Here is a 26,668-nt window from a genome sequence, read left to right as displayed (position 1 = left end):
CCATCACTGCTGAATGACACACCGCTTTCGCGAGCAAGCCCTGCTCCCACAGGGGATAGGCGGTGTGCGTTAGAGTGGGGCTGGCTGGATGATTTCAACCCAATAGGCATCCGGGTCCTTGATGAACGCCAGGCTCTTCATGCGGCCGTCGTTCAGGCGCTTCTGGAAGTCGCAGCCCAGCGCTTCGAAGCGCTCGCACGCGGCGACGATGTCCGGCACGGAGATGCAGATGTGGCCGAACCCGCGCGGGTCGGTATTGCCATTGTGATAGGCAAAGTCCGGATCGTTTTCGGTGCCGTGGTTATGGGTCAGTTCGAGAATGCCGGGGATCGATTTCATCCACTGCGTACGCGCGGCGGCATCGGCCGGAATCTGGCTCTTGTCGACCAGGGCGAGGAAGTAGAGGCTGAATTCCGCTTCCGGAAAATCGCGTTTCTCCACCAGCGAGAAACCGAGGATGCGCGTGTAGAAGTCCAGGGACTTGGTGATGTCCTTGACCCGCAACATAGTGTGGTTGAAGACGAATTGCCGGGTGGCGGTGTCAGGCTGTGCGGTCACGCCGGGGAAGGTGTTCAGTTCGTGCAGGCTCATGGGCCCTCCGGAAAATAATTGGGGCTGACGAATGACGACAATGATACGCATGGACGGCGACATCACCAAACTCGAAGCACCTGCTATTGCCTGACCGCCGGTCGAGGATCAGACTTCAGGGCTAACTGGCCGGGTGTTGATTGCAATGATTCGTTTGTGCAGGGCGTTGATTCTCTTGAGTGGTGTGCTTGCGGTTGTGGCCCAGGCTGATACCGATGAGCCGGTGGTGACCTGGCCGCCAGGCTGGCAGGTCGAAGAGGTTGCCCAGGGCGATGCTGGCGCCAGTGTCAGTCGCCAGCGTGCGGTCAAGAATGATGCGCAAGGCACGCCGGTGATGGTGATGGAACTGACCATGACCCGGGTGCAAAGCGGTCATCAGGTGAACCTGGAAGCGGTGTTGCTGGAAATGCGCAAATCGGTGCAGAAAGACTTCTTCCAGGGTGGTTATCAAAGCGTTTGCAACCGGATTCACTCGACCACCTTGAGTCGCCTGGCGGCCCTGGAAACCACCTGCACCATCACCCAGAACGGCCGGCATGTGCTGTCTCAAACATTGGTCGCCGCGGTGGATGCCGATAAGGCGTACGTTCTTTCCTACGCCGGGCAGGCTGAGGCTTATAAGGCCAGCCAGAATGAAATAGAGGCGGCTCGTAACGGCTTGCAACTTTAGTTGAAGGCTTCAATGAACGCCGTTTTCATGCAGTGCCGAGAGTGCTGGATAGCCAAAAGGATTAAGCAGAAAGTTGCCCGGAAAGTACCGGTTGATCGGCCGAGATGCTTGCATTTAGATGCTGTCAATGAAAAAAGCCCTGCATGTGCAGGGCTTTGTTTTTTTTCAGTACGAAGGTTTAGCCACGCAGCCAGGAATCGACGGTGGCGGCACCGTATTGTTCCTTCCAGGCCTTCAGCCCGCGATGGTTGCCACCCTTGGTTTCAATCAGCTCGCCGGTATGCGGGTTCTGATAAACCTTGACCACGCGAGCGCGGCGGGTTTTCGGCGCGGCCTGTTGCAGACCGGATTTTGCCGGGTTCGGGTCGAGGATGGCGATGATGTCGCGCAGGCTCTTGCCGTAGGTTTTCATCAGCCCCTGGAGCTTTTCTTCGAATTCGATTTCTTTCTTGAGCCCGGCATCGTTCTTCAGGGATTCAAGCTGCTTGAGCTGCTCTTGAAGGGCCTTTTCAGCTGCACGAAATTCAGCGAGTCTGGACAATATCTTTACTCCAATAGTGTGTTTGGCTGATACCAACCGCAAACAAAGCTATAAGCCAAGAGCCTTGAAGCGACTCGGTGATAAATGGCTCACCTGCCAATCTAGCGCAGGCATGAAAAATTGTAGTAGTTAATTGATCAAGAGTAAATCATGTCTTTTTCTTCATGTAACAAGAGTTGTGCCTTGAATCATTTTGGAGAGAGTGGTTGGCTGCTAAAGGCCACTAGTTAATGATCACTTAATGCGTTAATGAAGTCTGCCGCAGGCATCGGTCGGCCAAATAGATAACCTTGCAGGTAGTTCACATGGTGGGCGGTCAGGTAGTCACTTTGTTCCGGGGTTTCCACCCCTTCGGCAACCATGGCCAGATTGAGCTTGGCCGCCAGCTCGATGATGCTGTCCAGGATGTGACTGGAGAGGGTGTCGACGCCGATCATGGCGACAAAGCTCTGGTCGATCTTCAGGAAGTCCACGTTGAACTGGCGCAGGTATCCCAGGCTAGAGTGGCCTGTACCGAAGTCGTCGATGGCGATCATCACGCCAAGGTCATGCAACTGCTCGAACAGTTGATGGGTAATGGCCGTGGGCTCGATCAGCTTGCGCTCGGTCAACTCCAGGACCAGGTGGATGGAGCCGGGGGCAAACGCGTCGAGGAACTGGCGGCAATCCTCGACCAATGCAAGATCACGGCAATGATCGGCGGTGATATTGATGCCGATGTGAAACGGCTCGGTAAAGGACGCCGACCGCGGTGCCAGCAGCAGGGCGGTCTGTTCCATGATCGAGCGGGTCATGGGCACGATCAGTCCGCAGTGTTCGGCAAACGGAATGAACAGATCGGCGCGCACCAGGCCTTCCTTGGGATGGTCCCAGCGCATCAGCACCTCGACCCCCCTGCACTTTTTACTGTGCGCCTGCACCACCGGCTGGAAATACGGCACGAACTCTCCCGCGTCCAGTGCGCGTTGCATCTCAAGGGTCGGGGACGACGAACGTTTCTGGATGACATGCCCGATAAAACCGGAGATCACACCGAAAAACAGCAACAAGCTGAACAGTGGCGGATATTCACTGCTCATGTACCGCCACACTTCGCCTGCGGGGAAACCGGCCTTCACACTGAAGGGATAACGCGAAGAGGTCAGACTGTTTTCTGCGACGGGGAACTCGGGGGGGGCGCCAACGTGAAAACTACCGTCGGCGGACAACCAGTTAGGTCCCACTTGCAACAACAGCAGTTTCTGTCGCCCGATCAGGCGCAAGAGATTGCTCAGGTGGTATCCGTCCAGCGTGCTCAGGGCGCCCCGTTTGCCGTCGCTGATTCTATAGACCAGTAAGGCGGTGTCGGGCGTTACCGGGTTGCCCTTCATCAGCAACAGCTGGCCGTCGGCAAAGTCTCCCGAAGCGATTTTTTCGTGATAATCGCCGAACAGGGAACTGCAATAGATAGTGTCGTCCCACAGCAGGTTGGTTGAGCGCACGAATGGACGCTTTGTTACCTGCTCGCGCAATGCCAGATTGACGTCAATGCAACTCTGGCCGGCCAACGGCAATAATTCGCGCGCTGCCTGGGCGGTGTTGTCGAGCATCAGTTCGAACTGGCGAAGCGCTTCTTCGGCGGTGTGCTCGGTACTGTGCCCGAGCACGCGTTCGGCCTGCATATGCAGAATGGCAAAACCCAGCAGGATCGGGAGCAGTCCACTCAACAGGGTCACGGCGACCCTCATGCGGCGTTGTCGGGCTTTGGTTTTCAGTGGCATTCGCGAAACCTGTATCTATGAAGTCGGGCTCTCAAAGGCTGGCGGTGCGTGAGGCCTCCCATGAAGAGTTCAGGTACGGGGCAGGATAGATGGCCCTTCAGGAAAAAACGATGTCTACGCGTGAACAGGGTGATCCGGGCGGGGATTTACCTGTGCAACAAACCCCTTGCACGGTGAGGGAAAAAGGGGATTTGATACAGGAGGCGGACAAATTGATTTACGCTGTGTAGAATCAGGTTACGCATACAATAATAATCGTCTTCTGGCAGCAGAAGCCTCGCCCTCAGAGCCTCGGGTCGACAATGAAGATATTCGGGTTTCAATTGATCTACGGTGACTTCCTCGCCCGCAGCGTGCGGGGCATCTCCTGCGCGCCACCCACCGGTCTCAGCATTGCTGGCAACTAACCTTTGTTAATTCCAAAAGCATGATGAGGCGCCAACCATGGCAGATTTATACGAAAACCCAATGGGCCTGATGGGCTTCGAGTTCATTGAGCTCGCATCGCCAACCCCCAATACCCTGGAGCCGATCTTCGAGATCATGGGCTTCACCAAGGTCGCGACCCATCGCTCCAAGGACGTGCACCTGTATCGCCAGGGCGCGATCAACCTGATCCTCAACAACGAACCCAACAGCGTCGCCTCGTACTTCGCCGCCGAGCACGGCCCGTCGGTGTGCGGCATGGCGTTCCGCGTCAAGGATTCGCAAAAGGCCTACAACCGCGCCCTGGAACTCGGTGCCCAGCCGATCCACATCGAGACCGGCCCGATGGAGCTGAACCTGCCGGCGATCAAGGGCATCGGCGGCGCGCCGCTGTACCTGATCGACCGTTTCGGTGAAGGCAGCTCGATCTATGACATCGACTTCGTGTTCCTGGAAGGCGTTGACCGTCACCCGGTCGGTGCCGGCCTTAAGATCATCGACCACCTGACCCACAACGTGTATCGCGGTCGCATGGCTTACTGGGCGAACTTCTACGAGAAGCTGTTCAACTTCCGTGAAATCCGCTACTTCGACATCAAGGGTGAGTACACCGGCCTGACCTCCAAGGCCATGACCGCGCCGGACGGCATGATCCGCATCCCGTTGAACGAAGAGTCGTCCAAGGGCGCCGGGCAGATCGAAGAGTTCCTGATGCAGTTCAACGGCGAGGGCATCCAGCACGTGGCCTTCCTGTCCGATGATCTGCTCAAGACCTGGGATCACCTGAAAAGCATCGGCATGCGCTTCATGACCGCGCCGCCGGACACTTACTACGAAATGCTCGAAGGCCGTTTGCCCAACCACGGTGAGCCAGTGGGCGAGTTGCAGGCGCGTGGCATTCTGCTGGACGGTTCGTCCGAGTCGGGCGACAAGCGCCTGCTGCTGCAGATCTTCTCGGAAACCCTGATGGGGCCGGTGTTCTTCGAATTCATCCAGCGTAAAGGGGATGACGGTTTCGGTGAAGGCAACTTCAAGGCGTTGTTCGAGTCGATTGAGCGGGATCAGGTTCGTCGTGGTGTGTTGTCCACTGATTAATGGGTTAGCGCTGTAAAACTGTGGGAGCGGGCTTGCTCGCGAAAGCGGTGTGTCAGTCACAAGTAACGTTGACTGATACACCGCGCTTTTCCCACATTTGTTTTGTGTTGGGTTTAAGGTCGGCGATGCCGAACGAGATGCTTGAACCCTTCAAACACCAACACCACTACCGCCATCCAGATCGGAATATAGGTCAGCCATTCACCAGGCTTGATACTTTCCCCCAGCAACAACGCCACCCCCAGCAACAGCACCGGTTCGACGTAGCTCAACAGCCCGAACAGGCTGAACGGCAGCAAGCGACTGGCGATGATGTAGACCACCAGCGCCGACGCACTGATCAGACCAAGCAATGGAATCAGCCACGCCAGCGCCGGATGCTGATCGAAGACACCGAAACCTTGCTCGCCACCGTGCACGAACCAGTAGGCGATCGGCAGCATCAGGGTCATGTCCACCCAGAGCCCGCCGAGGTTGTCGGCCTTCAGCCATTTGCGCAGCACGAAGTACAGGGGATAGCCGATGACCACCACCAGTGTCGCCCAGGAGAATCCGCCGACCTGATACAGCTCGTTGACCACGCCGAGGCTGGCGAAGAACACCGCGACTTTTTGCAGGTAGGACAGCCGTTCACCGTAGGCGATACGCCCGGTCAGGACCATGGCCAGCGGCAACAGGAAGTAGCCCAGGGATACATCGAGGCTGTAGCCATTGAGCGGGGCCCACATGAACAGCCAGAGTTGAACACCCAGCAGCGCAGCTGACAGTATCAGGCCGCCGATCAGCTTCGGGGGCGCGCCAATCCTGCGCAGCAGGTCGATCACCCGCCGCCATTCCCCGGATACGAGCATGAACACCGTCATGCACGGCACCGTCAACAGCATGCGCCAGCCGAAAATCTCCACGCCGCTCAAGGGCTTGAGCAACGAAGTGTAGTAATACATGACGGCAAACAGCACCGAGGCTGACACCGATAAAGCGATACCTTTAGACAAGCTGTCCTCGCGAGGTTGAACGTAAAACGGGGTGCGGAGGATACGTGGTTTTTGTGCTGAATATTGGCCGGATGATCAATATCTACAACGACCCTGTAGGAGCGAGCTTGCTCGCGATGAGCGAATGGTCACCGCGGGCATCCAGTCTCCCCGCGTTATCGTTGACCACCATCGCGAGCAAGCTCGCTCCTACAGGGGTGTTTAATTATTGGGTTTACGGCCGGACACGAAATGGCTCACATCATTGAACCCCGGCGTCGACGCATGCCCCGGCGTCACCAGCGAATCGATGAACGCCTCATCCTCAGCCGTAATCTTCACCGCCTGCGCCTTGGTGTAGGCATCCCATTGTGCTTCGGTGCGCGGCCCGACGATGGCCGAGGTCACGGCGCTGTTGTTCAGCACCCAGGCAATCGCAAACTCGACGATGCCCACGCCGCGTTCCTGGGTGTATTGCTGGATCTGCTGGGCGATGCGCAAGGACTCCATGCGCCATTCGGTTTCCAGGATGCGTTTGTCCGCACGACCCGCGCGGCTGTTGGCGTCCGGTTTTACGTCCGGCGCATATTTGCCGCTGAGCACACCGCGGGCCAGCGGGCTGTAGGGCACCACCCCGAGGCCGTAATTATGCGCGGCAGTGATCTGCTCGGCTTCGGCCTGGCGGTTGACGATGTTGTACAGCGGCTGACTGATCACCGGCCGGTCGACACCGAGCTTGTCGGCCACGCGAATCACTTCGGCGATGCGCCAGCCACGATAGTTCGACAGCCCCCAATAGCGAATCTTGCCCTGGCGGATCAGATCGCCAATCGCTGAGACCGTAACCTCCAGCGGCGTGTTGTGGTCCTCGCGGTGCAGGTAATAGATGTCGAGATAGTCAGTGCCCAACCGCGTCAGGCTGGCGTCGATGCCATTGAACACATGCTTGCGGCTCAAACCGCTGCGGTTCGGCGCACCGTCCGCCGGGCCGAAACCGACCTTGGTCGCCAGCACCCATTCGTGGCGGTTGCCCGCGATTGCTTCGCCGACGATTTCTTCCGAGCGCCCGCCCGTGTAGACGTCGGCGGTGTCGATGAAGTTGATGCCCTGGTCCCAGGCCTTGTCGATGATCCGCAGGGAATCCTCGGTGCTGGTCTGTTCGCCGAACATCATGGTGCCCAGGGTCAGGGTGGACACCTGCAAACCCGACTGACCCAGTGTGCGGTAGCTCATGAGGAAATCCTTTTGCCGCAGGGAAGGGCTCAAACAAATACCAGAACCCGCCTGTGGATCAAACTGATTTATCGAACACGGTGCAGCAAAAATGTGGGAGATTCTCTGGAACTACCTGTCCCATCACGCTTTTCAGGATTACCGCTATGTTCGAACTCGATCACGACCTGGCCCAGGACATCGTCGACCGGGCGATGGCCATCCTGCCGTACAACGTCAACGTCATGGACAGCCAGGGCCTGATCCTCGGCAGCGGTGAACCGGGGCGGGTCAACACCCGGCATGAAGGCGCGCAACTGGTGCTGGCCAACAGTCGCGTGGTCGAGATCGATGCGCAGACCGCGATCCACCTCAAGGGCGTGCAGCCGGGTATCAACCTGCCGCTGATGCTCGACCAGCGCTTGATCGGCGTGCTGGGCATCACCGGCGAACCCGAGCAATTGCGCACCTACGCCGAACTGGTGCGCATGACCGCCGAGATGCTGGTGGGCCAGCGCAACCAGCAGGCCGAGCAGCAATGGCGGCGCCAGCGTTGCGATGACTTGCTGGCGCTGTTGCTCAGCGAGGCCGGCAGTTCGCCACGGCTGATCGACGAGGCGCAACAGCTGGGGCTCAAGCCGCAAATGACGCGGGTGCCGTACCTGTTCGAACTGGGCACTGAGCACGGTCCTGGGCACACCGTCGAGGCGCTCAGTGCCTGGCTGGCGTCGCGCTATCCGGATAGCTGGTGCGTGACTCCGGCCAACTCGTCGTTGCTGTGGTGCAGGCCTGCCAGCCAGAGCGTCGAAAATGATCGGCTGCTGGAGAAACTCGATGGCCTGGGCTGGAACATTCTGCGCATCGCCGTGGGCGGGCAGGCCGATGGCTTGCTGGGGTTGCGCCGCTGCTATCGTCGGGTCGGCGACTTGCTGGCCTACGGGCGCGAGGTGTTGCCGCAGTCGCGCTTGTTGACCCTTGATCGCTACCGATTGCCGGTGATGCTCTGGCGTCATCGCAACGACGATGCGCTGGACGAACTGCTCAACCCGTTGCGCCAGGTCGTCGCCAGGGACAATAACGGCCAACTGCTGGCGACCCTGCGCAGCTGGTGTGAACACGATGGGCAAAGCCAGGCCTGTGCCGACGCCTTGGGCATTCACCGCAACAGCCTGCGCTATCGGATGGAGCGCATTGCCGAACTCAGTGGCGTAGATCCACTGAAGCTCGATGGCATGCTGGCGCTCTACCTCGGCGTGCAACTGCTCCCCCAGACCGTAGCCCTCCCGTAAAGAAACGACCAGCCCCCGTAGGAGCGAGCTTGCTCGCGATGGACGTTAACGATAACGCGTAATACCTGGATAAACGCGACGCCCTTGAATCCTTCGCGAGCAAGCTCGCTCCTACAGTAGGCAGCGGGTTTGTGTGAATGAACAATAATCCTCAGTGCCGCTTGTGCAGCAGCCCGGCGTTATTGTTCCGGCCGGCTGGCAGGATGAGCGCATTGGAACTGGAGAACGCCCATGAAAATCGTCATCGCCCCCGATTCGTTCAAAGACAGTCTCAGCGCACAAGGCGTAGCCGATGCCATTGCCCTGGGTTTGGCCGAAGTCTGGCCCGATGCGCAACTGGTCAAATGCCCAATGGCCGACGGCGGGGAAGGGACGGTCGAGTCAGTGCTCGCGGCATGCGATGGCGAGCTGCGCCGAACCGACGTTCGCGGGCCACTGGGTGAAACGGTCAATGCCGCCTGGGGGTGGTTGCCCCATAACCACACCGCAATCATCGAAATGGCCGAGGCCAGTGGTTTGCAGCTGGTGCCCCTCGACCGCCGCGATGCCTGCATCAGCAGCACCTTCGGCACCGGCGAATTGATTCGTGCGGCACTGGATGCGGGTGCGCAGCGGGTGATCCTGGCCATCGGCGGCAGCGCCACCAACGACGCCGGCGCAGGCGCCATGCAAGCCTTGGGCGTGAAGCTGCTCGATGCCCAAGGCGAAGAGCTCGCACCTGGTGGCCTGTCGCTGGCACAACTGGCTGGCATTGATCTGGATGGCATCGATCCGCGTCTGTCTGCAGTGCGCTTTGACATTGCTGCGGACGTCGACAATCCATTGTGCGGCCCCCACGGTGCCTCGGCGATTTTTGGCCCGCAAAAAGGCGCAACGCCTGCACAGGTCGAACAACTGGATCGCGCCCTCGGCAGCTTTGCCGAGCACTGCGCAACAGCCTTGGGCAAAGATGTCCGCGACGAACCGGGCAGCGGTGCGGCAGGTGGTTTGGGGTTTGCTGCCAAGGCGTTTCTCGGGGCGCGGTTCAAGGCCGGGGTGGACGTGGTGGCGGAGCTGGTAGGGCTGGCCGGTGCGGTAAAAAATGCCAATCTGGTGATCACCGGAGAAGGCCGTTTCGATGCGCAAACCTTGCGTGGCAAAACCCCGTTTGGTGTCGCAAGGATTGCCAGGCAGCAGGGTGTGCCGGTGATTGTCATTGCCGGCACCTTGGGTGACGGCTACCAACAGTTGTATGCCCACGGCATCGATGCCGCGTTTGCTTTGGCGAGCGGGCCGATGACACTGCAGCAGGCCTGCGCCGACGCGCCGCGCTTGCTGCGAGAAAGGGCGAGCGATGTTGCCCGGGTGTGGCGGATGGCCTCGCGCGAGCCCTGACTCACCCTTTGGTCAAACAGCTCGGAATTAAGGTCGTCGTACGCTGCGTCAGGACTGTCCAACCGCCAAAAAAACAGGGCGTACCTGTCAACTTTGACAGTATCGCGTTCTGAAAAACCGGCGCTTAATTTGCCAGGGTCTTGCGACCTGGCAGAACGACAGGGTGCTTTGAAGTTGTTGAGCCGTGCGTTGGGCTGCCAAAAAAGTTTTGACGGTCATGAACCTGTTCATGGCTAACCTAAAACGGTTTTGGAGAGAGAAGCATGGCAAGTTCATACAACAAGCTGACGGCTGAGCAGGTGCGGGCCAATTACCGTCAGCAGTCCCTCGTCGCCGATTTGCTGATTCCTAGAGTCGTGGACGCCATGGCCGGTGATCCCGACGGTCTGATTCACAAAGACAAGCTTGGCGCACCGTTGAAAGTTGACATTCCATTGTGGGATGAGCGGCCTCCCGCGTCAGCGTTGTTTAACGTGTTGACGTTGGAATGCCTGCTTTCAAGTTCGCCGGAGTGGGTGCGTATCGGCGCTCCAGAAGATATTCCCGGGCCTGACGATCTACCTGATACCGCCTTTCCTCTGTCAAAGGAAATACCGCTCGAAACTTTCCGAGACTATGAGGGCAAGTTTCTATTTCGTTACCGTGTCAAGAATTGGAATGGTCAGTCTGAAAGAGAGTCTCCACCGACCCCGGTGACCGTCGACAGAACCGGACCGATTTGGGTGGATGCAGAGCGCGCGATGATCGACATCGTTGAAAAACCCGTGATCACCGATGCTGTTTTAGCCCGGGATAAAGGGGTGTTTTGCGTGATCCCGGACTTTATTGAGGCTAAACGAGACGATGTAACAGTTCACGTCGCCTGGCTCGATAGGGTGCCGTCGCCAGGGGAGGACATTACCCAATTTATCGTGCTTTCGCGGTTGCTTCCTGCCGACCGTAGAGTGCTGGTACCTGACTCTGCGGTCACTCGCTACGGCTCGAAAACTCAATACGCGGTGGCCATCCTGGTGGACAAGGCGGGCAATCGCGGGGAGATGTCGCTTCCGGCGACGGTGCAGGTTGCATTGGGTACGCTGCCCAGTGGCTTGACGCCATGCACTGTGCCTTTGGCCGCCGATGGCGTGGTGGATCGGGCCGACGCGGCGTTTCCAACCAAGGTACATATCGAGCAATTCACGGGGTACGACAACAACGATGGCGTTGTCGTGAAGTGGGGAGATAAAACGCTCGCTCGGACCTCTGTCGGCAGTCATCTGCCGTTTCCTCTGGACATCACGATCCCATGGCTCCATATGGCTCAAGAGTACGATTTCAACTCGGCCACCCATGTGCAAACTGTTGATGTGAACTACGAAATACACAGGGGCGATTACCCCTACGTTCCGCCAAGCGGCATCGTGGTCAATACCAACTTCGCAATACCCGGGCCGGTCAACCCGGACCCTGAGCCAATCAATCCGAACCTCAATCCAGTTGTCTTTGATAGCTTCAGTGGCAGCAGCACCGAATTGACGCTGGCCGATATCGGCAAAGATGCGACCGCGTCTATCAAACTGTTTGATGACCCGGAAGTCGAGCATACCCTGACGCTTTATTACGATGGCGTTGTCGTCGACGCGCCGAATAATCCGTACGAGGTAGATGGAACTGAGTCGCCCAACCAGGTTATCGACATCGTAATACCGTGGACCGACATCGAACGCACGCCGGTCATGGAAAAATTGCCGATGTATTACACTCTGACGCACAAGGATTACGCCAACCCGCAGGAATCCAATCGAACCACTATTGATGTTCTGGTAGAAATCGTTGATCTATCTCCACCGGAATTTCCCACAAAAGACTTCCCTGGCGGGATTGCCAGTTGCACAAGTCTGAAGCAGGGGGGTGTGGGAGGTACGAAATGGGGAATCTTCTTGCATGTCCCTACATCCAGTCACCTGAAAGAAGGCGTAGATGTCAAGCTGGAATGGCAAACCTACGAATACGATGGCACCACGGAAATATCCGATACTGATTACCCGGAGACTGTGACTGTTTCTGCAGACCAGGAAAAGAACGGTATCGACTGGTTCGTTCCCTATGACAAATGTTTAAAACCTACCTATAGGCCCCCCGGCATAAGTGGTGGCAGGGGCATCGCGACGTACACCATCAACGTTCGTGGCACTCCCGTGAAATCAAGGCCAGGCAGCGTTCTCGTCGCCGTATTTGAATCCGACGGCGGCCCGGGTAACGACCACTGCGTTATTCCCAGACCTTGAAATCATCAAGCAACAGGCAGCCAGGGCGCTTTGCAGCTGCCTGTTGTTTGAAAGTGTTGATACGCAGGATAAGTCCTACAGACACACCCAAGTGATCTGAATATCTTTGCGGCCCCCGGTACGTCGGGCAAAACATCCGCTCTGACGAACTGCAGTTCAACGACTTCTTGCGGTGCTAGATGAACGATAAACGAGTCTTTGCCTTACATCCCATTTCGGCCACTTTGAAGTGGATGACGCTTCTGCCCTTGCTGCTGACTGGCACGCACTCATGGGCAAAAATTGTTGACGGGGAGACGCTGGCGATTGACGGCAGCGTTGCCGCCGATCAATACCTGCTGCGAAATCAGGCGAGCCTGACGGCCAACGGTGCGACCACCCACGATATCCGGGCTGAATCAAATTCCTCCTTGACCCTGAACGGTTCGACAGTGACTTCGGCTGTCAGCACCATCGGTCTCGACTTGGTCAACAGCAGCGCAACGATCAACGGCAGCACGGTCACTGGAAGGCGGGCTGGCTTGTCACTGGGCTCTCTCTCCAGTGCGCCTGCTGGTTCCAAGGCTACGGTGACGGACAGTGTCATCACAGGAGGTACGACCGGTATCGAGGTCGGAAGTCAGGGCGATCTGACCCTGACACGCGCCGTGGTCACGGGCAGTAGTGCCGTCGGAACGGGCGTTCAGATTGCCGGTGGCACTGTCTCTGCGACGGCCAGCACGATCCGCGGAGGCGCCCAGGGGATCCGATTCATACCCGGAGGCACGGCCGGATCGACCAACCGCCTGGTACTGGACAGTACCCTGGTGCAGGGGCAGACCGGCTCGGCGATAGTCGTCAACGACTTTGGCCTGTCGCCCATTCTGGCTTCCATCGAAGTGAACAACGGCTCCACCCTGGTGGGGGGCAACGGGCGCATTCTGCAAGTCGATGGCACGTCGACCGCCAACATGACGGTCAATAACAGCCACCTGGTGGGGGATGTCGTCGCGGGCTCCGGTGCCACGGCCAACATCATCTTGCAGAATCAATCGACCCTGACCGGCCGACTTGAGAACGTCAGCCAGCTGACCGTCAACAGCGACGCCCGCTGGGTGATGGTCGGTGATGGTGACGTTGCCAACCTTTCACTCAATGGAGGGGGCGTGCAGTTCGGCAATCCCGGCGAGTTCTTCAAGTTGACGGTGGGTAATCTGTCGGGTGAGGGTGGTACGTTCTTCATGCACACCAACTTCGGCCAGGTCGATACCCTGACCGTGACCGGTTCGGCCACAGGCACTCACAATGTGAGAATCGATGCCAGTGGTTTCGAACCGGTGGCTGCAGCGTCACTGCCCGTCATCCATATCGCTGACGGCGACGCGAAGTTCTCATTGCTCGGCGGTCCGGTGGACCTGGGCGCGTTCTCCTATGACCTGGTCCAGCAAGGCAATAACGATTGGTTTTTGAACACCGCATCACGGGTGATCAGCCCCGGCACCCAGTCGGTGCTGGCGTTGTTCAACACCGCGCCCACAGTCTGGTACGGCGAACTCACCACCTTGCGCAGTCGCATGGGTGAGTTGCGCATGGATGATGGCAAGGCCGGTGGCTGGATTCGAGCCTACGGTAACAAGTTTGATGTCAGCAGCGGCTCCGGCGTGGATTACCAGCAAACCCAGCAAGGCCTGTCATTTGGTGCCGATGCGCCATTGCCGGTCGGTGACGGACAGTGGTTGGCAGGTTTGCTGGGGGGTTACAGCAAGTCCGATCTCAACCTGAGCGGCGGCACCAGTGGAACGGTCGACAGCTACTACGTCGGTGCCTACACCACCTGGCTGGATGAACCGAGCGGCTTTTACTTTGACGGTGTGTTGAAACTCAACCGCTTCGAGAATGAGGCCGATGTTCAGCTCAGCGACGGCAGCAAAACCAAAGGCAACTACCACAACAACGGTGTCGGCGCGTCTCTGGAATTCGGGCGGCATATCAAGCTGGCCGATGACTATTTCATCGAGCCATACACTCAATTATCGGGTGTGGTGATCCAGGGTCAGCGTTATGACCTGGACAATGGGTTGGCAGCGGACGGTGATCGTACTCGCTCATTGTTGGGCAAACTCGGGACCACGGCCGGGCGCAACTTCAATCTTGGCGAGGGCAAGGTCGTACAGCCGTATGTTCGCGCCGCTTATGTGCATGAGTTCGCCAAGAACAACGAAGTCGAAGTTAATAACAATGTGTTCAACAACGATTTGTCCGGGTCTCGTGGCGAGTTGGGTGCCGGGATCGCGATGACCTTGACCGACAAGGTTTCGTTGCACGCGGACGTTGATTACAGCAATGGTGACAAGATCGAACAGCCATGGGGTTTCAACTTCGGTGCTCGCTATAGCTGGTGAACACACCGAAGGATGACACCGGGGGAGTGTTCTTCCCCGGTTTTTTTGACTTTAACGCCCGTGTTTTCGGGGCGTGCGAATCAGGTAAAGACATAACGCTGCAGCTCTGGAAACCTGCCGAAAACACCTTTCAAGGTAACCGTTTCGGCGCGTAACTGAATGAGGAAATCATTATGCCAAGGCATTCCGCGCCTTCCAGCCAGCTTGAAACAAGCCTTCCTGCTCCCGATGTCATCGGGGTTCTCCCCGGGATTCCAGGTGGCGAAGAAAATCTGTTGCCCAAAGATGCGTGGCTTCGTCCGTTACGGGTCGAATTCAAATGGTGGCAAGATCCGGTGCCAGTGCCAGGATACTACGATGATGTGCTTCTGATCTGGGATGACGATCTGGACAATCCCGTCGATAAAAAAAGCTATGACAACAGTAACTATCCCAATCCCCCCCCCGATCTTTGGCTGGAAGTGCCAGCGTCTCGACTGGATGAAGGTGTCCACACGTTGTCTTACCGGCTTTTGCCCTGGAATGGTTCTACGCCACACACTTCAATACGGGTAAACGTCACCATCGATAAAACCGCCCCGATACTCGCAACGGCCAGTCGATTGATCTTTCCTCCCGAAGTTCTCCCCCCCAACCAGATCACCGCTGCCTATCTTGCCGACCCGGCTCACCAGGACCAGGTAGTGGCAACACTCCCCGATTACACCCCCAAAAAAGTCGGGGATGTCATCACCACGTACTTTGAGCGCTCCCCGGGTGGCCGGGAGATAGCCGATACCAGGACCCTCGAACCGGGTGACATAAACAAGCCGGTGCAAGCCTTCCTCAAGGGCGACCTGTTGCGCAAAAGCATCAACAATGAGGATTACTACGCGACCTATCGGGTGCGCGACAGGGCCGGCAACGAGACGACCCTTTCCGTTGACGAGAAACTGAGCGTCAATATCCGCCCACCCACCCCGCGCAAGTTCCCCACCATCAAGCAGGCGACCAATTCGCAAAACGGCACGGGCGTGTTGAATCCTTTCCTGGGTATATCAGGTGTGACTGTGGTGGTGGCTGGCTCGGAAATCGATCCGGGTGAAGAGGTGACGGTGGACTTTATCGGCCTGGGCGGAGAGGGGGGTATAGGTTCTGCAACGGGGGTGAAGCCGACCACCCCGGGCGGCCTGGAGTTCGCCATTGCGGCGTCGGTCGTCGCGGCCAACATTCCCGTGGGGGGAGATGGACGCACGTCAGAGGTGCGCTACCGCGCCGGACGCGACATCCAGCCCTCAGCGAAATATACGCTGGCCATCACCGAGCTCGGCGGACAGACGTTTGGTTCGGTGGGCTGCCCCGAGGCGCAGATCGGTTCACCGGCGACCCTCTCCCGGAACAAGGTTGAACAGTCCGGTGCAACCATAGAGATGGAGAAATGGGCATACCATGAGGACACCCAACTCATAAACGTGTGGGCACTGGCGTCCAGCGTTCGAACAGATTTCCTCGAGGGTGCACCCACACCTCTCAATGCCAACCGAAAGTTCACCACGCCATTGCCCAAGGACTATGTAGCGGCACTGCCCCTTAACAGCACGTTTACCCTGCACGCCAGTGTCAGCTTTGATCAGGGGCAGAGTTATCGTGCCTTCAAATCGATGTCGATCAAGCTGTTCACCTAGTCGACCCTCTCCACTGGCTTCCCGGCAGGCCCCCCTGCCGGGCGAACAGATCTATTTATAGGTAATGGTAAACGCCAGCGACCCATCCGCAGAGCCGGCCACGACATCCTTCGTGGGCGCGGTCTGATAGTAGCGAGCGTTGAACTTCAACTGCATGCCGCCGGTGACCGGAATGACGCCTTGGGCGACATCGGCCTCCAATTCGACAGGGGTTTGGGCATCATCTTTGAGTATCTGAATGCCAATACCTTTTGCGGTGGAACTGCCGCCCAGGCTGAACAAACCCCTTCTAGTGTCAACTGTCGTCGAGCCCGCGGTGGGCTCCAGGCGAATGTGCGCGGTCGTCACTGTGCCGCCCGGCAGCGGGTCGGATATGCACGAGTTCAAATTGATGCTGAACGGCACCGGATCGGTGGTTTCGCCTTCGCCCTTGAACCGTGAGGTTGGCCAGTCTCCCAGCTTGACGGGGTCGGCGCTCACCGGAAGGGCCGACAGGCTGCACTCCGCCTGGGTGACGGAGCCGCTCAGCGCAAGGCCGAAGGCATTGGGAACACCGGTGAACGAGGCCTTGACCAGTTCGTTTCCTGACTCCAGCGTGTGCGTACCTCTGCCGATCGTCGCGGTCTTGACCAAAGTGACAGTGCCTTGCAACACAGAGTGCTGCAGGACAAAGGGGGTGCTGAAATCGATGTAGCCATCGAAGGGGACTGTACTGTCGGGGCCGCTCAGTTTCCAGAATCCGTTGGTGCGGCCATCGTAGGGAGAGCCGAACGTGATCTGGGCGCCGACCCCGGGAATGTTGGTCTGCAGCAAGGTGCCTCGCATGTCCATGCCATTCAATCTGGGGATTGGCCCGGATACTGGCGCGGCATTGGCCGAAGCCTTGAACGTCAGTCGCCCGTCTGTGTTTTCGCAGTGGATCGTTAACCCTGAGCCACCTTGCCTGAATGATCTCTCAATCGGGCCTATCGGATCACCGACCTTGGCATCTCTGGGAATGTACAGTGCACCCACATCGGCCACATACCGAATAGGCCCCGAAGCGCCCCCCCAGTAACAGGTATTGGAGGCGGCATACGCGGCACCGAACGGCGTCAGTGCGCTGGCGGCGAGCGTGAACAGAACGCCCGGAAATAATCTGATCGACATGCTGTGTTCTATCCTGGCAAAAACAGCTCGACGCACCGCAGGGTGCATCGAGCATGAGTGAACGAAGCGTTGGGTCAGCGGCAAGTCAGGTCCTGGACCCGATAACCTTGCTCCAGCGGCATGCTCGGGACATCGAGCTGCAACTGGCACTGCTCGGTGGAGGCGTTGCCCCAGCGCACATTCAGGACTTGCCGGGCATCGACAGTCCCCAGCAGTACCTGCCCGGCCTGGCCGACTATCCCGAGTACTTCCTCATCGTTGTTGCTGACCTGGGCCCCAAAGGGCAAAGGTGCGCCCTGGCTGTCACGGGTGGTCAGCACCAGCCTTTGTACCTTGCGTGCGGGGAATGTGGCCTTGACGACTGCACCGCGACGCGGAACCACCTGGGTCACGCCGTTATCGATCTCTATGTTCGGATCGAGCTGGTCGGTATCGAGGACTACCCGGTTGACCCGATAGGGTTGCAGGTAGGGGATCAGCGCATAACCACGGTCATTGGTCCTGGCGCTCGAGGCGTTGATCACCCCAACGCCGGCGATGTCCGGCACATGGGCCAGGCCACTGGTTTCACCCATATAGGGGCCGAACTCAAGGCCGTCGCCGTGGAGCAGCAGCGCACCACTGGCGTTGAGCGAAACATTGTTGTAGTTGCTGCCTTGAGCGATACCCGCGCCCAGGCTGGCAACAGGTGGCTGGTAGGCCAGCGCCAGTTCAGCGGATTTCTGCTGGCTTTCATTGTTGGACAGGGACGCTCGATAGTTGAGTCGATCTCCCTCGCCCCGGCCAGACAAAGACGCGCGTTGATCGAGCTGGCCATGGTTTTGCCTCAGGTCGAAGGTGGCGGTGGTCGAACGGCCGAAGTCCAGCGGCACCGAGATACTCAGGCCGAGCTGGCGGTCGTTGGATTGTTTTTCGTTAAGTGATTGTGATGCGTACAGGTTGTAGCTGACGGTGTTGTGGCGGGTGCTGAGATTGAACTGGAATTGGCGCTGCTGATAATCGGTGCGCCAGTAGTCTTCCTGGGACAGTGTCAGGTTCAGCGAGCTATGGGTCCCGATGTTCTGGAACACCGAGGCCTCCAGCAGGCTGCGTCGACTTCCGCGATAACGCTGGTCGGCGCTGCGCTCGCGCACCGCTTCGCTGAAATCGCGATAACCCTCGGTGGAGTAGCGATAACCGGCAAAGCGCAAGTTGGTCCGGGTTTCGAATGACTTGCCGTATTTCGCCGCGTAGCTCATGCCCTGGACGCTGCGGCTGCTGTCATGGGGATCGATATCGGCTGCGGAGCGCGTGACGTCGAACGAGAGTGCGCCGATCGCGCCGAGATTCTTGCCGATACCGAAGGTGCCGGCCTGATAGAAGTCATTGGCCATCAACCCGCCGTACAGGGTTGAGTTCCACCCCACGCCGGTGGCGAGAGTGCCTTGCCATAAAGAGGAGTCATCGCTGGCAAACGACGGGGAGTTATAACGCCCCAGGCTGGTGCTGTAGCGCCAGACGCCTTCGCGCAGCAGGTTGCTGAGGGTTGAATAGGGTTGGGTGAAACGTCGCACCTGGCCATCGGCTTCGGTCAGGATGATTTCCAGTTCACCGCTGCCACCGGCGGTCGTCAGGTCGTTGATCTCATAGGGACCGGCACTGACATAGGTGGAATAAATGGGGTAACCGTTCTGGCGAATCTCGAGCCTGGCCCGGGTCTGCGCAACGCCTCGAACGATCGGCGCATACTGTTGCAGCGAGTCGGGCAACATGCTCATGTCGGAAGCAATTTGCACGCCCTTGATGGGAATGCTCCTGAATACATCGCCAGGGGTGTAGGTCTCGCCCAGTGTCAACTGCGAGTGTGTACCGGGAAGATCGCGCTGGACATAGGTATAGGCGCGCGTCCATGTGCGTTCGCCCTGTGAGTCGCTACGAAAGGCATTGTTGCTGCGCAAGCGCCAGGCGCCCAGATTCAGGCCGCTGTTCAAGTACAGGTCCTGGCTGCTGCTGTGGCCTGACGAATTTCGACCCTGTTGCGCCGATACCTGATAGTTCACAAAGGCCGAATTGATGCCATAGTCCCATAATTGCGGATCGACATAACCGGCAACATCGCGACGCATGGCAATCTGCGGGATGGAGAGCGCCAGCGTCAGCTGACCGGCATTGAACTCGATTTGCGCACCGGGAATCAGCTGCTGCAGATCGATGCAACTGTTCAGTGAGGCCTCAGTCTCCTCCAGGCTGTCGAGTTTTACGCCGATCTCCTCGATCAATTGCAGCGACAGGCAGGGGGAGAGTCCATCGCCTTGGGCATGGGGGCTGAACTCGATTTCCCGGCGGTCAAAGAAGCTGCGATTGACCTCGATACTCACCAGGTAACGTCCGGGCGCCAGATCCTGGCCACTGGACAGTGTTTTCAAGGCCAGCGCACCGGCATCGCTCGCATGGTTTTGCAGTTGGCGCATGAAGGTTGACTGAAACTCCACCGGGTCAGCGGCCTGCGCCGGCTTGGTTTGCAGCAATACAATGCCGCCGCCGGTGAATACCAGAAGGTGAAACAGACGCTGCGCGCAAGTCGAACTCTGGTGCGGGAAGAAAGGCATGGTGATAGTCCGCGCAATGTTAAAGATCAAGGCCGACGGGCACGGTCATGGGGGTCGTAAAGCCGCCGTAGTCGGTGATCGCGGAAAAGCTGACCTGCATTCCCGGCACAGGCTTCAAGCCGTCCAGCTCATAGGTGCTGGAGTCCAGGGGAAGTGCCATCGGAGTGTCTTTGAGGCTGACTTTCTGCCCGCTTGCAAGGAGTTCAATGCGCACGAAAGACACGTGAAAGGGCGTGGGATTGGTCACCACCAGACGGCTTTTGCCGTCTATTTTTTTTATTGACCAGTTCAACTCTTTCAGGCTGTCCAGCGCATTGGTCTTGAGTTCCACAGGTCGGTAGAACAATTTGATGCGCGTGCGCAATGCGATATTCAACTGGTTGACTTCATTGGCTTCCAGTTGCGGTATTTCCTGAACGTTGAAATAAAACAGCGATTCGCGGTCTTTGGGCAACTTGTTGGGCAAGCCGTTGATCTGCACCTGCTGTTCTTTACCGGCGTTTAAGCGAAACAGCGGCGGTGACGCGATAAAAGGCACGGCAGTGGTCTGGTCGTCGGCTGCGGTATTCACCCAGGTCTGCACGGCGAAGGGTTTGTTGCTGGGATTGGAAACAGTCAACGAAACATTGCGCTTGTCGCTGTCGAACACGACTCGCGTGCTGCTGATGGTTAACGCCCCGTAACTAGTTGGCAACCATGTAATAAGGGCGCCAAACAACACGCAAGACAGTGCGCCGCTCCTGACTTGGGCAGGACGTTTAATCAAGCCAAACATAGTAAAAAAATCCCTGTGTCGAGGAATCGTTCTAAAACAGCAGGCGGTGAACCTGCTGTTTTAAAACGCAGGAGCGTGATCAGTTGATGCTGAGGGTGAACTCGACATCGGAATCGGCGGGGCCCGGGGTTACCGTCGCCGCAGTAGCGATATACATGGCGGTGAAGTCCATGAGGGTCGGTTTGGTTTCGTCCAGTTTGTAGACGGCGGAGGTCTCGCCATTCTTGATGAAACCACCGGTAACGTCCTTGATCGCCACGGCAATGCCCCTCGCGGGGTTACCGGTCGGCTTCAGGCCGTAATGATCACCACCACCGCCGTACACCGAGTTGAATGTCACGGTGGCGTTAAGTTTGGTAGGGTCCAGGACGCAAGCGGTGCCCGGTGTAATGCGCATCTGAAAGGCCCGTTCGCCGGCAACGGCGCCGACGTTCGGGAAGGCGCTGGAATCGACCCAGCCCAGGGAAACCAGGTTGCCCACGGCACCGTTTTCCGGGTTGACGATTTCAACGGGGCAGGTAGCGCTGCTGATCTTGCCGGTGAAGTTGATCCGGCCATCGGCCGCGAAGGCTGAAGTGGCCGCCAGGCCCAGTGCCAGGCCTAACGGAAGTGCGAATAGAGATGTCTTCATGTAACAAATCCTTTAATTGATTTAATCCGGCGTTTATTTAACGAGACGGTGCCGGGATACTCACGATCGATGCGAGTGGGGGAGGTAGTTGGGTTGTCTCGGAGGCGGGAGTTTAGAGGGTAGGGGGAGGGGGATATGAGAGAACTCTCAGTGTTGGGGGTTATGTTTGCGAATGTTTTATCTGTATTTGCGAAAAAGGCTCCACTGGTTAGAAGTGGAGCCCTTAATCTTAGTTGTTGGGGTTTCTTACCCGGCCCATTATTTCGTCTAAATTATCTAGTGTTTCGGTTGATTTAATAGGTTCATCTTCTAAATATGAGTTCGGTGCTGTTTTGTTCTTCAGGACTTCGTTAAGGTCGTCAAAATTGAACGGGTCTCTGGAAGGGCCTGCAACTGGCTCGGACGGTGCCGTTGACGCCGCAGTTGGCCGTGCAGGTGGAGATACGCCAGTTGAGGGAATACTGCCGTTCAGTCCCGGTGCCCCCTGAGGTCCTGTTGCCCCCCGAGGTCCCGCTGGCCCTTGAGGTCCTGCAGGCCCCTGAGCTCCGTCAGGACCTCGAGGACCTTGAGGACCTCGAGGACCTTGAGGACCTCGAGGACCTCGAGAAGGCGGACCCTCTACAGACGCTTGAAGTAACAAACTCCTGTTACGTGTCCCGCTTGGGATACCCGCCGTTGCACCCATCATCTCATTTATGTTGGTTAAGCTGTTCTGGAGTTGTGAACGAAAACTCTCTCGAGCCGCTTTTTTGGCTGCGGCTTTGGCTACGGCTTTGGTTTTGGCTTTTACAGCCAACCCAAGGAACAACGCAGACAAACCAGCGTCTATGCCACCAGAAATCAAGGAACTTCTCCCGTGTTTCTCCCGGTCTACCAATTTAACTGCGGTATTGGCCATGACGCCTTCATACATTGCGTAGGCGCCGAAGCCAACACCTACTGTTGTAGAAAGGACGGTTTTAATCACAGCTGCCACGCCCACAGGTGGGGCTACAAATATCGTCACACCGGAAATCACAATACCAGCACCCGCCAGTATCGCACCCCCTATCCCCTCCCAGTTAGGCCCCCGTTTGGCATGCCCGGTCGGATCGGTATAGTTGATCGGATCTCCCGGGTACACGTAAGGATTGACCCCGCCAGCACCGAACGGGCTGAGCGAGTCCGGGCTATGGAAGCGCCTCAGCGTCGTGTTATAGGCCCGATAGCCCCGGCCAAGCAGGTACCAGCCACTGTGTTCGTCCCGCACTTCACCGTTGAACCCGAGCAGACATTCCAATTTGGCGTCCGGATTGCGTTCACCATAGGCGCCATAGACCGCTTTGCGCAGTTCATTCTTACCACTTTCGGCCAGCACACTGTTTTTACCATCCGTCAACAGCAGTAACGTTTGTTCCGGGTCATCCTGCTCTTGCTGGCCCAGCGGCTGTTCGCCGAGGAACAGGTAATGAATCTTCCTGTTGCCCTGTTCGGTGTGGCTCAGCTGATCGTCCTGATAAAAACGCAAGGTTTCGATCTGCGTGCCGCGAGTGACGCCCAGCAGATGGTTATGAGCGTCGTAGCGGTACCGGCTGACGGTGTTGCCGCCGGTATCGGTGACACTCAGCAACCGGCCCTGGGTGTCATAGTGCAGGGCCTGGCCGTTTTCGTCGTGCAACAGATTGCCGTCGTCGTCGTAGTCCAGCGTGCAGCTGGCGTCATAGTCGGGGTGGCTGTGGGTGACTTTCACCAATTGACACGGATCGCTCGGTGAGAAATAACTGAAGGCATCGTCACGCGTTCCGTCGGCAAACAGTGAGTAGACCGCGGTCACGTTGTCCAATGCATCGAACTCGAACAGCTGTTCCTTGATGCCATTTTTATAGCTGTCCTGGGGCAGGGCAGGGCCGTCGCAGGTGTACTCGACCATGCGTCCGCGCTGGTCATAATTGAAGGTTTCCAGCAGTTCAGTCTGGTTGCCCACCTGCAAGTGACGCGTGTGCAGCTTGCTGTCGTCGCGGTAGGTTTGGCTGATGGTTTGCCTGGGGTGACCTTCAAGCTCCATAAGCCGCATGATTTCCCGGCCTTGATCGTCGAACGTCAGGGTAGTTCGCAGTGTCTGCGCGGTATGTTGGTTGCGGGTGGTAATTGTGCTCACTTTTCCCAGGTTGTCGTACTCGAAGCTGGCAAGGAGTTGGCCCTGAGTGATGGTCTTGAGTCGCGCCTTATCGTCATAGGTGTAGGTGCAGGCCAAGCCATTGGCATCTACACGGGTGAGGGGAAGTCCGTTCAAGGTCTGGGTGTAGGTGGTTTCCCATTGTTTGCCGGAGTGCTTGTCCTTCCATGTCTCCTTGAGCAATTGCCCGTTGGAGCTGAAGGCGAAGCCATTCTCGCCCTGGCTGTTTTGCGACAGGGTCAGTTGCGCACTCTGGTTGTCATAGTTGAAGCTCGACTGCTCGTCCGGGGCGATGCTGCCCACCGGCGACCCCACAAGGCCTGGCTTGTACTCGTAGGTGATTTCCTTTTTGCTGGCGGTGATTGCCTTGCTTACCTTGGACTGGCCACCCTGATACTCAAACGTCTGCAGGCGCGGGCCGACTTTCAAGGTCTTGCGGCGTTCCAGGCCATCGTACGTCTGGTTGCCGACACTGACAGTCACCCCATTGGAGACAACCTGCATGTCAATCGGCAATTCACCGCCACTGTGGGCCGCGTAAGTGCGGTGAATTTCAGTGTAGTCGGGCAGGGTTGTGGCCTGTATCCGGGCAAACAAATCGAACTCAAAACGCGTGGACTCGCCCATCTCGTTGATTTGCTCAACGCAGTTGCCCAGGCCGTCATACAAATACTCCCTGGTGCTGACGACTTTATCCTGTGCGTCCAGTGCTTCAATCTTGTCTTCTTTGCCGAACATGTTGAGTGTCGTGCGGCTTTTGCCACTGATGTTGAGGGGCGTGACGGTGCTTTCAGTCCAGCTGCGCAAGGTTTGTGTGCGTGGATCGACTTCGGTGATCTGTGCCACGCCATCGGCCCCGACAACTTTGAATTGCTGCCCCCAGGCGTCGTATTCGTACTGGCGGGTCAAGGGCTTGTCGGCCGCGCCTTCCCAGTCGATGACAGTATCGCTGATCAATTGGCCGCGATTGTTGTAAGTCGCTTTATAGGTGTCGCGAAACGCCAGCGGATCACCTCCCAGGGCATCGGCGTCCCGACGCTCTACCCTGACGACCCGATTGTGCCCATCGAGCCAGGTGACGGTTTCGACGCCCTTGACGTCCTTGGCGGTTTGCCTGGCCTGTTGAGCGCCCCCTCCGTTGGTCAACGTGTAGGTGTAGGTACGGCTGGCTCTGTAGTCATTAGAGTCGGGCGCCACCATCTCCTCGATCACGCGACCTATCCGGTCATTGACGTAGGCGACCATGGCGTCGTTGTCGTCATGGTTGAGCAGCTTGTAGCCGTTGAGCAATGAGTGTTCCTGGGTTTGGACCCTGCGGACCGGTTTGCCGGGTGTGTCATCGAACCCGATCAATTCAGTTTCCGTACGCATGACCATCGCGTTGGCACGGGCATTACGCGTGAAGCTGTAGCGGAACTGGGTGGAGGTCAGTGTCTGGGCTTGGCCGTGCAAGGTTTGAGTCGACCTGAGGATGCGCGCGTGGGTCAGCTTCTCTTCAGGGGTGTTGATGTAGTCATGAGTCAGTTGTCGCAACTCCGTTGCTGCACCGCCACCGCCGATGTGCACCAGCGTTTCATTGCGCAGTGCCAACCAGGGACCACTGCCGGCCAGGCCCAGTTGTTCGGTGTAGGTATAGCGGGTTTGCAGGGTCGGGGCCTTGCCATATTGGGAGGCCGCCGGGGTCACGGTCTTGCTTTTGAGGTTGCGCACAAACCCCTGTGGGTCGGCCGGGCAGCCCACCTCGCCTGCCGCCTTGTACCACTCGTTTGTTTCGGTTACGCCGTCGGCGGTGACCTGGGTCAGCAGGTTGCCGAAGTCGTCGTAGGTGGCGGTCACGGTCTCCACGTGGCGGGGCAATGTGGCGCTGACGTGGCGCCAGGTCTGGGTCACGGTTTTCGGCAGCTGGCAATAGGGCTTCTGATTCTTGAAGTCCAGGTTCGGGTCGAAGTAGTACTCGGTGTCGGTCCTCTGGTAGGTGTGGTCTTTCCCCGGATCGGTGCTGTATTGGGTGGTTTCTTCCAGGGTCAGCAGATGCAAGCGGTTGTATACCCGCCGGGTCTCCTGCGCCTTCCTGTTGCCCGATGCGTCCCAGAGAATTTCGGTGGTTTCGTAGTCGAACGGGGAGCGCACTTTATAGAGGTTGTCGAGGCCATCATCGCTCCAGGACAGACCGCTGCCAAAGCCGAGAAAGTTGTGGTCCTTGGCGTCGTATGCATAGCGGGTTTCGACGGCGGGCTGGCCGAAACCAGGGTCGCGCACGTGCTTTTCCACCCGCGGCAGGGTACGCCCGGGCTGGCCAGGAAAATAGTGCGGGCGCCCCGAATAGGTGACGGTCTCATGGCCACCGGTGGGGGTGTAGACGTGCTCAAGGCAGGTGAAGCCGTCCCGGGTGACATACTCGAAGCGCCAGGAGGCTTTGTCGTGGGTTGGCAGGACAAAGCTTTTGCTCAAGCCACCGAGAATGTTCACCTGGAACTCGGCCTCGAAGGCACTGCCCGGATGCAGCGTGAGCTTGAGCAGGTTGGTGGTGCGCACCAGGCTGAGCAACTGCGTGCCATCGGCATTGCGGATACTGCTCAACAGTGGCTCGGTGCCGAAGGCCACGTAGTCGAGCGTGACGCTGTGGCCCTGGGGCGAAAGCATTTCCACCGGCAGCGCGATATCACCCTGGCGCACCTGCAGAATCTCCACCAGCCCGGATTTATGATCGACGCGGTAGCGTTTGTTCCCCAGATCATGGAAATGAAAGGAGTCGATTTTCTTTTCTGGAATTTCTACACCATTGGCACCTGGATCGACCCTGAAGGTTTCACCGGTGTACGAGGAGAATATCCGTTTGTTGGGGTCGAACTGCGACAGTTGCAAGTTCCAGCCATTGCCGAAACCGCTGTCGGCGGTATTGAGCGGGTTGAAAGTCAGCTGCAGGGGAACTACCGGGCCACAGAGATTATTGGCCTTGAGTTCGGGTAATGAAATGGCGCAGGTGGCTTGCCCGGTGCGCGGGTCGACCTGGCTTTGGATGAAACTCATGAAGTTGAAGGCGTTGGACTGTATGGAGGTGGACGTGCTCATGGACGGCGCCTCGTAGTTTGGCGTGAAGACGAAAAGATAAAGCTGGCGGAAAAA

17 protein-coding genes are annotated in these 26,668 nt (G+C 58.0%); 7 read left to right on the top strand and 10 right to left on the bottom strand.

The features are described 5' to 3' along the window. Nucleotides 1-69 precede the first annotated feature (69 nt). On the bottom strand, nt 70-591 hold the full coding sequence (gloA, locus tag DKB71_RS18480; RefSeq protein WP_274077143.1) for a lactoylglutathione lyase: 522 nt from the start codon (nt 589-591) through the stop codon (nt 70-72). A 145-nt stretch (nt 592-736) separates the two neighbouring features. On the opposite strand from gloA, the gene DKB71_RS18475 reads away from it, so the two are divergent. Beyond that, nucleotides 737-1,261 carry a DUF4946 domain-containing protein gene (locus tag DKB71_RS18475; RefSeq protein ID WP_408596453.1) on the top strand — a complete coding sequence of 175 codons (525 nt, stop codon included), beginning with the start codon at nt 737-739 and terminating at the stop codon, nt 1,259-1,261. Between the two features lie 178 nt (nt 1,262-1,439). Here DKB71_RS18475 and DKB71_RS18470 read toward each other — a convergent pair whose 3' ends face one another. Beyond that, the gene (locus tag DKB71_RS18470) at nt 1,440-1,802 is read right to left on the bottom strand and encodes a histone-like nucleoid-structuring protein, MvaT/MvaU family (protein ID WP_008065377.1); all 363 of its coding nucleotides are present in this window, start codon (nt 1,800-1,802) and stop codon (nt 1,440-1,442) included. 227 nt (nt 1,803-2,029) lie between these two features. After that, a complete protein-coding gene (locus tag DKB71_RS18465) occupies nt 2,030-3,562 on the bottom strand; it encodes an EAL domain-containing protein (protein WP_408596451.1) in 1,533 nt (510 codons plus the stop codon). 444 nt (nt 3,563-4,006) lie between these two features. On the opposite strand from DKB71_RS18465, the gene hppD reads away from it, so the two are divergent. Continuing rightward, entirely contained in the window at nt 4,007-5,083 is a 1,077-nt protein-coding gene (gene hppD / locus DKB71_RS18460; RefSeq protein WP_274077140.1) for a 4-hydroxyphenylpyruvate dioxygenase, read from the top strand. Nucleotides 5,084-5,196: 113 nt separating this feature from the next. Here hppD and rarD read toward each other — a convergent pair whose 3' ends face one another. Both rarD and DKB71_RS18450 read right to left on the bottom strand, forming a co-directional pair. After that, complete coding sequence (gene rarD / locus DKB71_RS18455) at nt 5,197-6,078, bottom strand: EamA family transporter RarD (protein WP_408596448.1); 882 nt, start codon at nt 6,076-6,078, stop codon at nt 5,197-5,199. Between the two features lie 201 nt (nt 6,079-6,279). Then, nucleotides 6,280-7,290 carry an aldo/keto reductase gene (locus tag DKB71_RS18450; protein WP_408596446.1) on the bottom strand — a complete coding sequence of 337 codons (1,011 nt, stop codon included), beginning with the start codon at nt 7,288-7,290 and terminating at the stop codon, nt 6,280-6,282. Nucleotides 7,291-7,436: 146 nt separating this feature from the next. Here DKB71_RS18450 and DKB71_RS18445 point away from each other — a divergent pair, with 146 nt between their 5' ends. The 5 genes from DKB71_RS18445 to DKB71_RS18425 all read left to right on the top strand — a co-directional run bounded on the left by DKB71_RS18445 (nt 7,437) and on the right by DKB71_RS18425 (nt 16,244). Beyond that, the gene (locus DKB71_RS18445; RefSeq protein WP_408596444.1) at nt 7,437-8,558 is read left to right on the top strand and encodes a sugar diacid recognition domain-containing protein; all 1,122 of its coding nucleotides are present in this window, start codon (nt 7,437-7,439) and stop codon (nt 8,556-8,558) included. A gap of 231 nt (nt 8,559-8,789) precedes the next feature. Continuing rightward, nucleotides 8,790-9,932: a glycerate kinase gene (locus tag DKB71_RS18440; protein ID WP_408596442.1), complete on the top strand. Its 1,143-nt coding sequence runs from the start codon at nt 8,790-8,792 to the stop codon at nt 9,930-9,932. A gap of 263 nt (nt 9,933-10,195) precedes the next feature. Further along, on the top strand, nt 10,196-12,199 hold the full coding sequence (locus DKB71_RS18435; protein WP_408596440.1) for a hypothetical protein: 2,004 nt from the start codon (nt 10,196-10,198) through the stop codon (nt 12,197-12,199). 233 nt (nt 12,200-12,432) lie between these two features. Then, nucleotides 12,433-14,580 (top strand): autotransporter outer membrane beta-barrel domain-containing protein, encoded by a 2,148-nt coding sequence (locus tag DKB71_RS18430; RefSeq protein ID WP_408596438.1) that lies wholly within the window; start codon nt 12,433-12,435, stop codon nt 14,578-14,580. Between the two features lie 173 nt (nt 14,581-14,753). Then, complete coding sequence (locus DKB71_RS18425) at nt 14,754-16,244, top strand: hypothetical protein (RefSeq protein WP_408596436.1); 1,491 nt, start codon at nt 14,754-14,756, stop codon at nt 16,242-16,244. A 51-nt stretch (nt 16,245-16,295) separates the two neighbouring features. Here the strand turns inward: DKB71_RS18425 and DKB71_RS18420 are convergent, their stop codons facing one another. The 5 genes from DKB71_RS18420 to DKB71_RS18400 form a co-directional block, all read right to left on the bottom strand. Continuing rightward, on the bottom strand, nt 16,296-17,393 hold the full coding sequence (locus tag DKB71_RS18420) for a fimbrial protein (RefSeq protein ID WP_408596434.1): 1,098 nt from the start codon (nt 17,391-17,393) through the stop codon (nt 16,296-16,298). Nucleotides 17,394-17,467: 74 nt separating this feature from the next. Next, the gene (locus DKB71_RS18415; RefSeq protein ID WP_408596432.1) at nt 17,468-19,981 is read right to left on the bottom strand and encodes a fimbria/pilus outer membrane usher protein; all 2,514 of its coding nucleotides are present in this window, start codon (nt 19,979-19,981) and stop codon (nt 17,468-17,470) included. 19 nt (nt 19,982-20,000) lie between these two features. Then, on the bottom strand, nt 20,001-20,756 hold the full coding sequence (locus DKB71_RS18410) for a molecular chaperone (protein ID WP_408596430.1): 756 nt from the start codon (nt 20,754-20,756) through the stop codon (nt 20,001-20,003). 79 nt (nt 20,757-20,835) lie between these two features. Beyond that, nucleotides 20,836-21,387, bottom strand: a complete 552-nt coding sequence (locus DKB71_RS18405; protein WP_408596428.1) for a fimbrial protein — start codon at nt 21,385-21,387, stop codon at nt 20,836-20,838. A 229-nt stretch (nt 21,388-21,616) separates the two neighbouring features. Continuing rightward, nucleotides 21,617-26,614, bottom strand: a complete 4,998-nt coding sequence (locus DKB71_RS18400; RefSeq protein WP_408596426.1) for an RHS repeat-associated core domain-containing protein — start codon at nt 26,612-26,614, stop codon at nt 21,617-21,619. Nucleotides 26,615-26,668: the final 54 nt, after the last annotated feature.

It is taken from the genome of Pseudomonas sp. PLMAX (assembly GCF_046042685.1).
Lineage (GTDB): Bacteria > Pseudomonadota > Gammaproteobacteria > Pseudomonadales > Pseudomonadaceae > Aquipseudomonas > Aquipseudomonas putida_AE.
This window is presented reverse-complemented; position numbering and strand designations above follow the sequence as displayed.

Coding starts and splice junctions, on each gene's coding strand:
- DKB71_RS18405 (WP_408596428.1), bottom strand. CDS start 21,387: ATGAAGACATCTCTATTCGCACTTCCGTTAGGCCTGGCACTGGGCCTG.
- DKB71_RS18475 (WP_408596453.1), top strand. CDS start 737: ATGATTCGTTTGTGCAGGGCGTTGATTCTCTTGAGTGGTGTGCTTGCG.
- DKB71_RS18410 (WP_408596430.1), bottom strand. CDS start 20,756: ATGTTTGGCTTGATTAAACGTCCTGCCCAAGTCAGGAGCGGCGCACTG.
- DKB71_RS18425 (WP_408596436.1), top strand. CDS start 14,754: ATGCCAAGGCATTCCGCGCCTTCCAGCCAGCTTGAAACAAGCCTTCCT.
- gloA (WP_274077143.1), bottom strand. CDS start 591: ATGAGCCTGCACGAACTGAACACCTTCCCCGGCGTGACCGCACAGCCT.
- DKB71_RS18465 (WP_408596451.1), bottom strand. CDS start 3,562: ATGCCACTGAAAACCAAAGCCCGACAACGCCGCATGAGGGTCGCCGTG.
- DKB71_RS18415 (WP_408596432.1), bottom strand. CDS start 19,981: ATGCCTTTCTTCCCGCACCAGAGTTCGACTTGCGCGCAGCGTCTGTTT.
- DKB71_RS18400 (WP_408596426.1), bottom strand. CDS start 26,614: ATGAGCACGTCCACCTCCATACAGTCCAACGCCTTCAACTTCATGAGT.
- DKB71_RS18420 (WP_408596434.1), bottom strand. CDS start 17,393: ATGTCGATCAGATTATTTCCGGGCGTTCTGTTCACGCTCGCCGCCAGC.
- DKB71_RS18430 (WP_408596438.1), top strand. CDS start 12,433: ATGACGCTTCTGCCCTTGCTGCTGACTGGCACGCACTCATGGGCAAAA.
- DKB71_RS18450 (WP_408596446.1), bottom strand. CDS start 7,290: ATGAGCTACCGCACACTGGGTCAGTCGGGTTTGCAGGTGTCCACCCTG.
- DKB71_RS18445 (WP_408596444.1), top strand. CDS start 7,437: ATGTTCGAACTCGATCACGACCTGGCCCAGGACATCGTCGACCGGGCG.
- hppD (WP_274077140.1), top strand. CDS start 4,007: ATGGCAGATTTATACGAAAACCCAATGGGCCTGATGGGCTTCGAGTTC.
- DKB71_RS18440 (WP_408596442.1), top strand. CDS start 8,790: ATGAAAATCGTCATCGCCCCCGATTCGTTCAAAGACAGTCTCAGCGCA.
- DKB71_RS18435 (WP_408596440.1), top strand. CDS start 10,196: ATGGCAAGTTCATACAACAAGCTGACGGCTGAGCAGGTGCGGGCCAAT.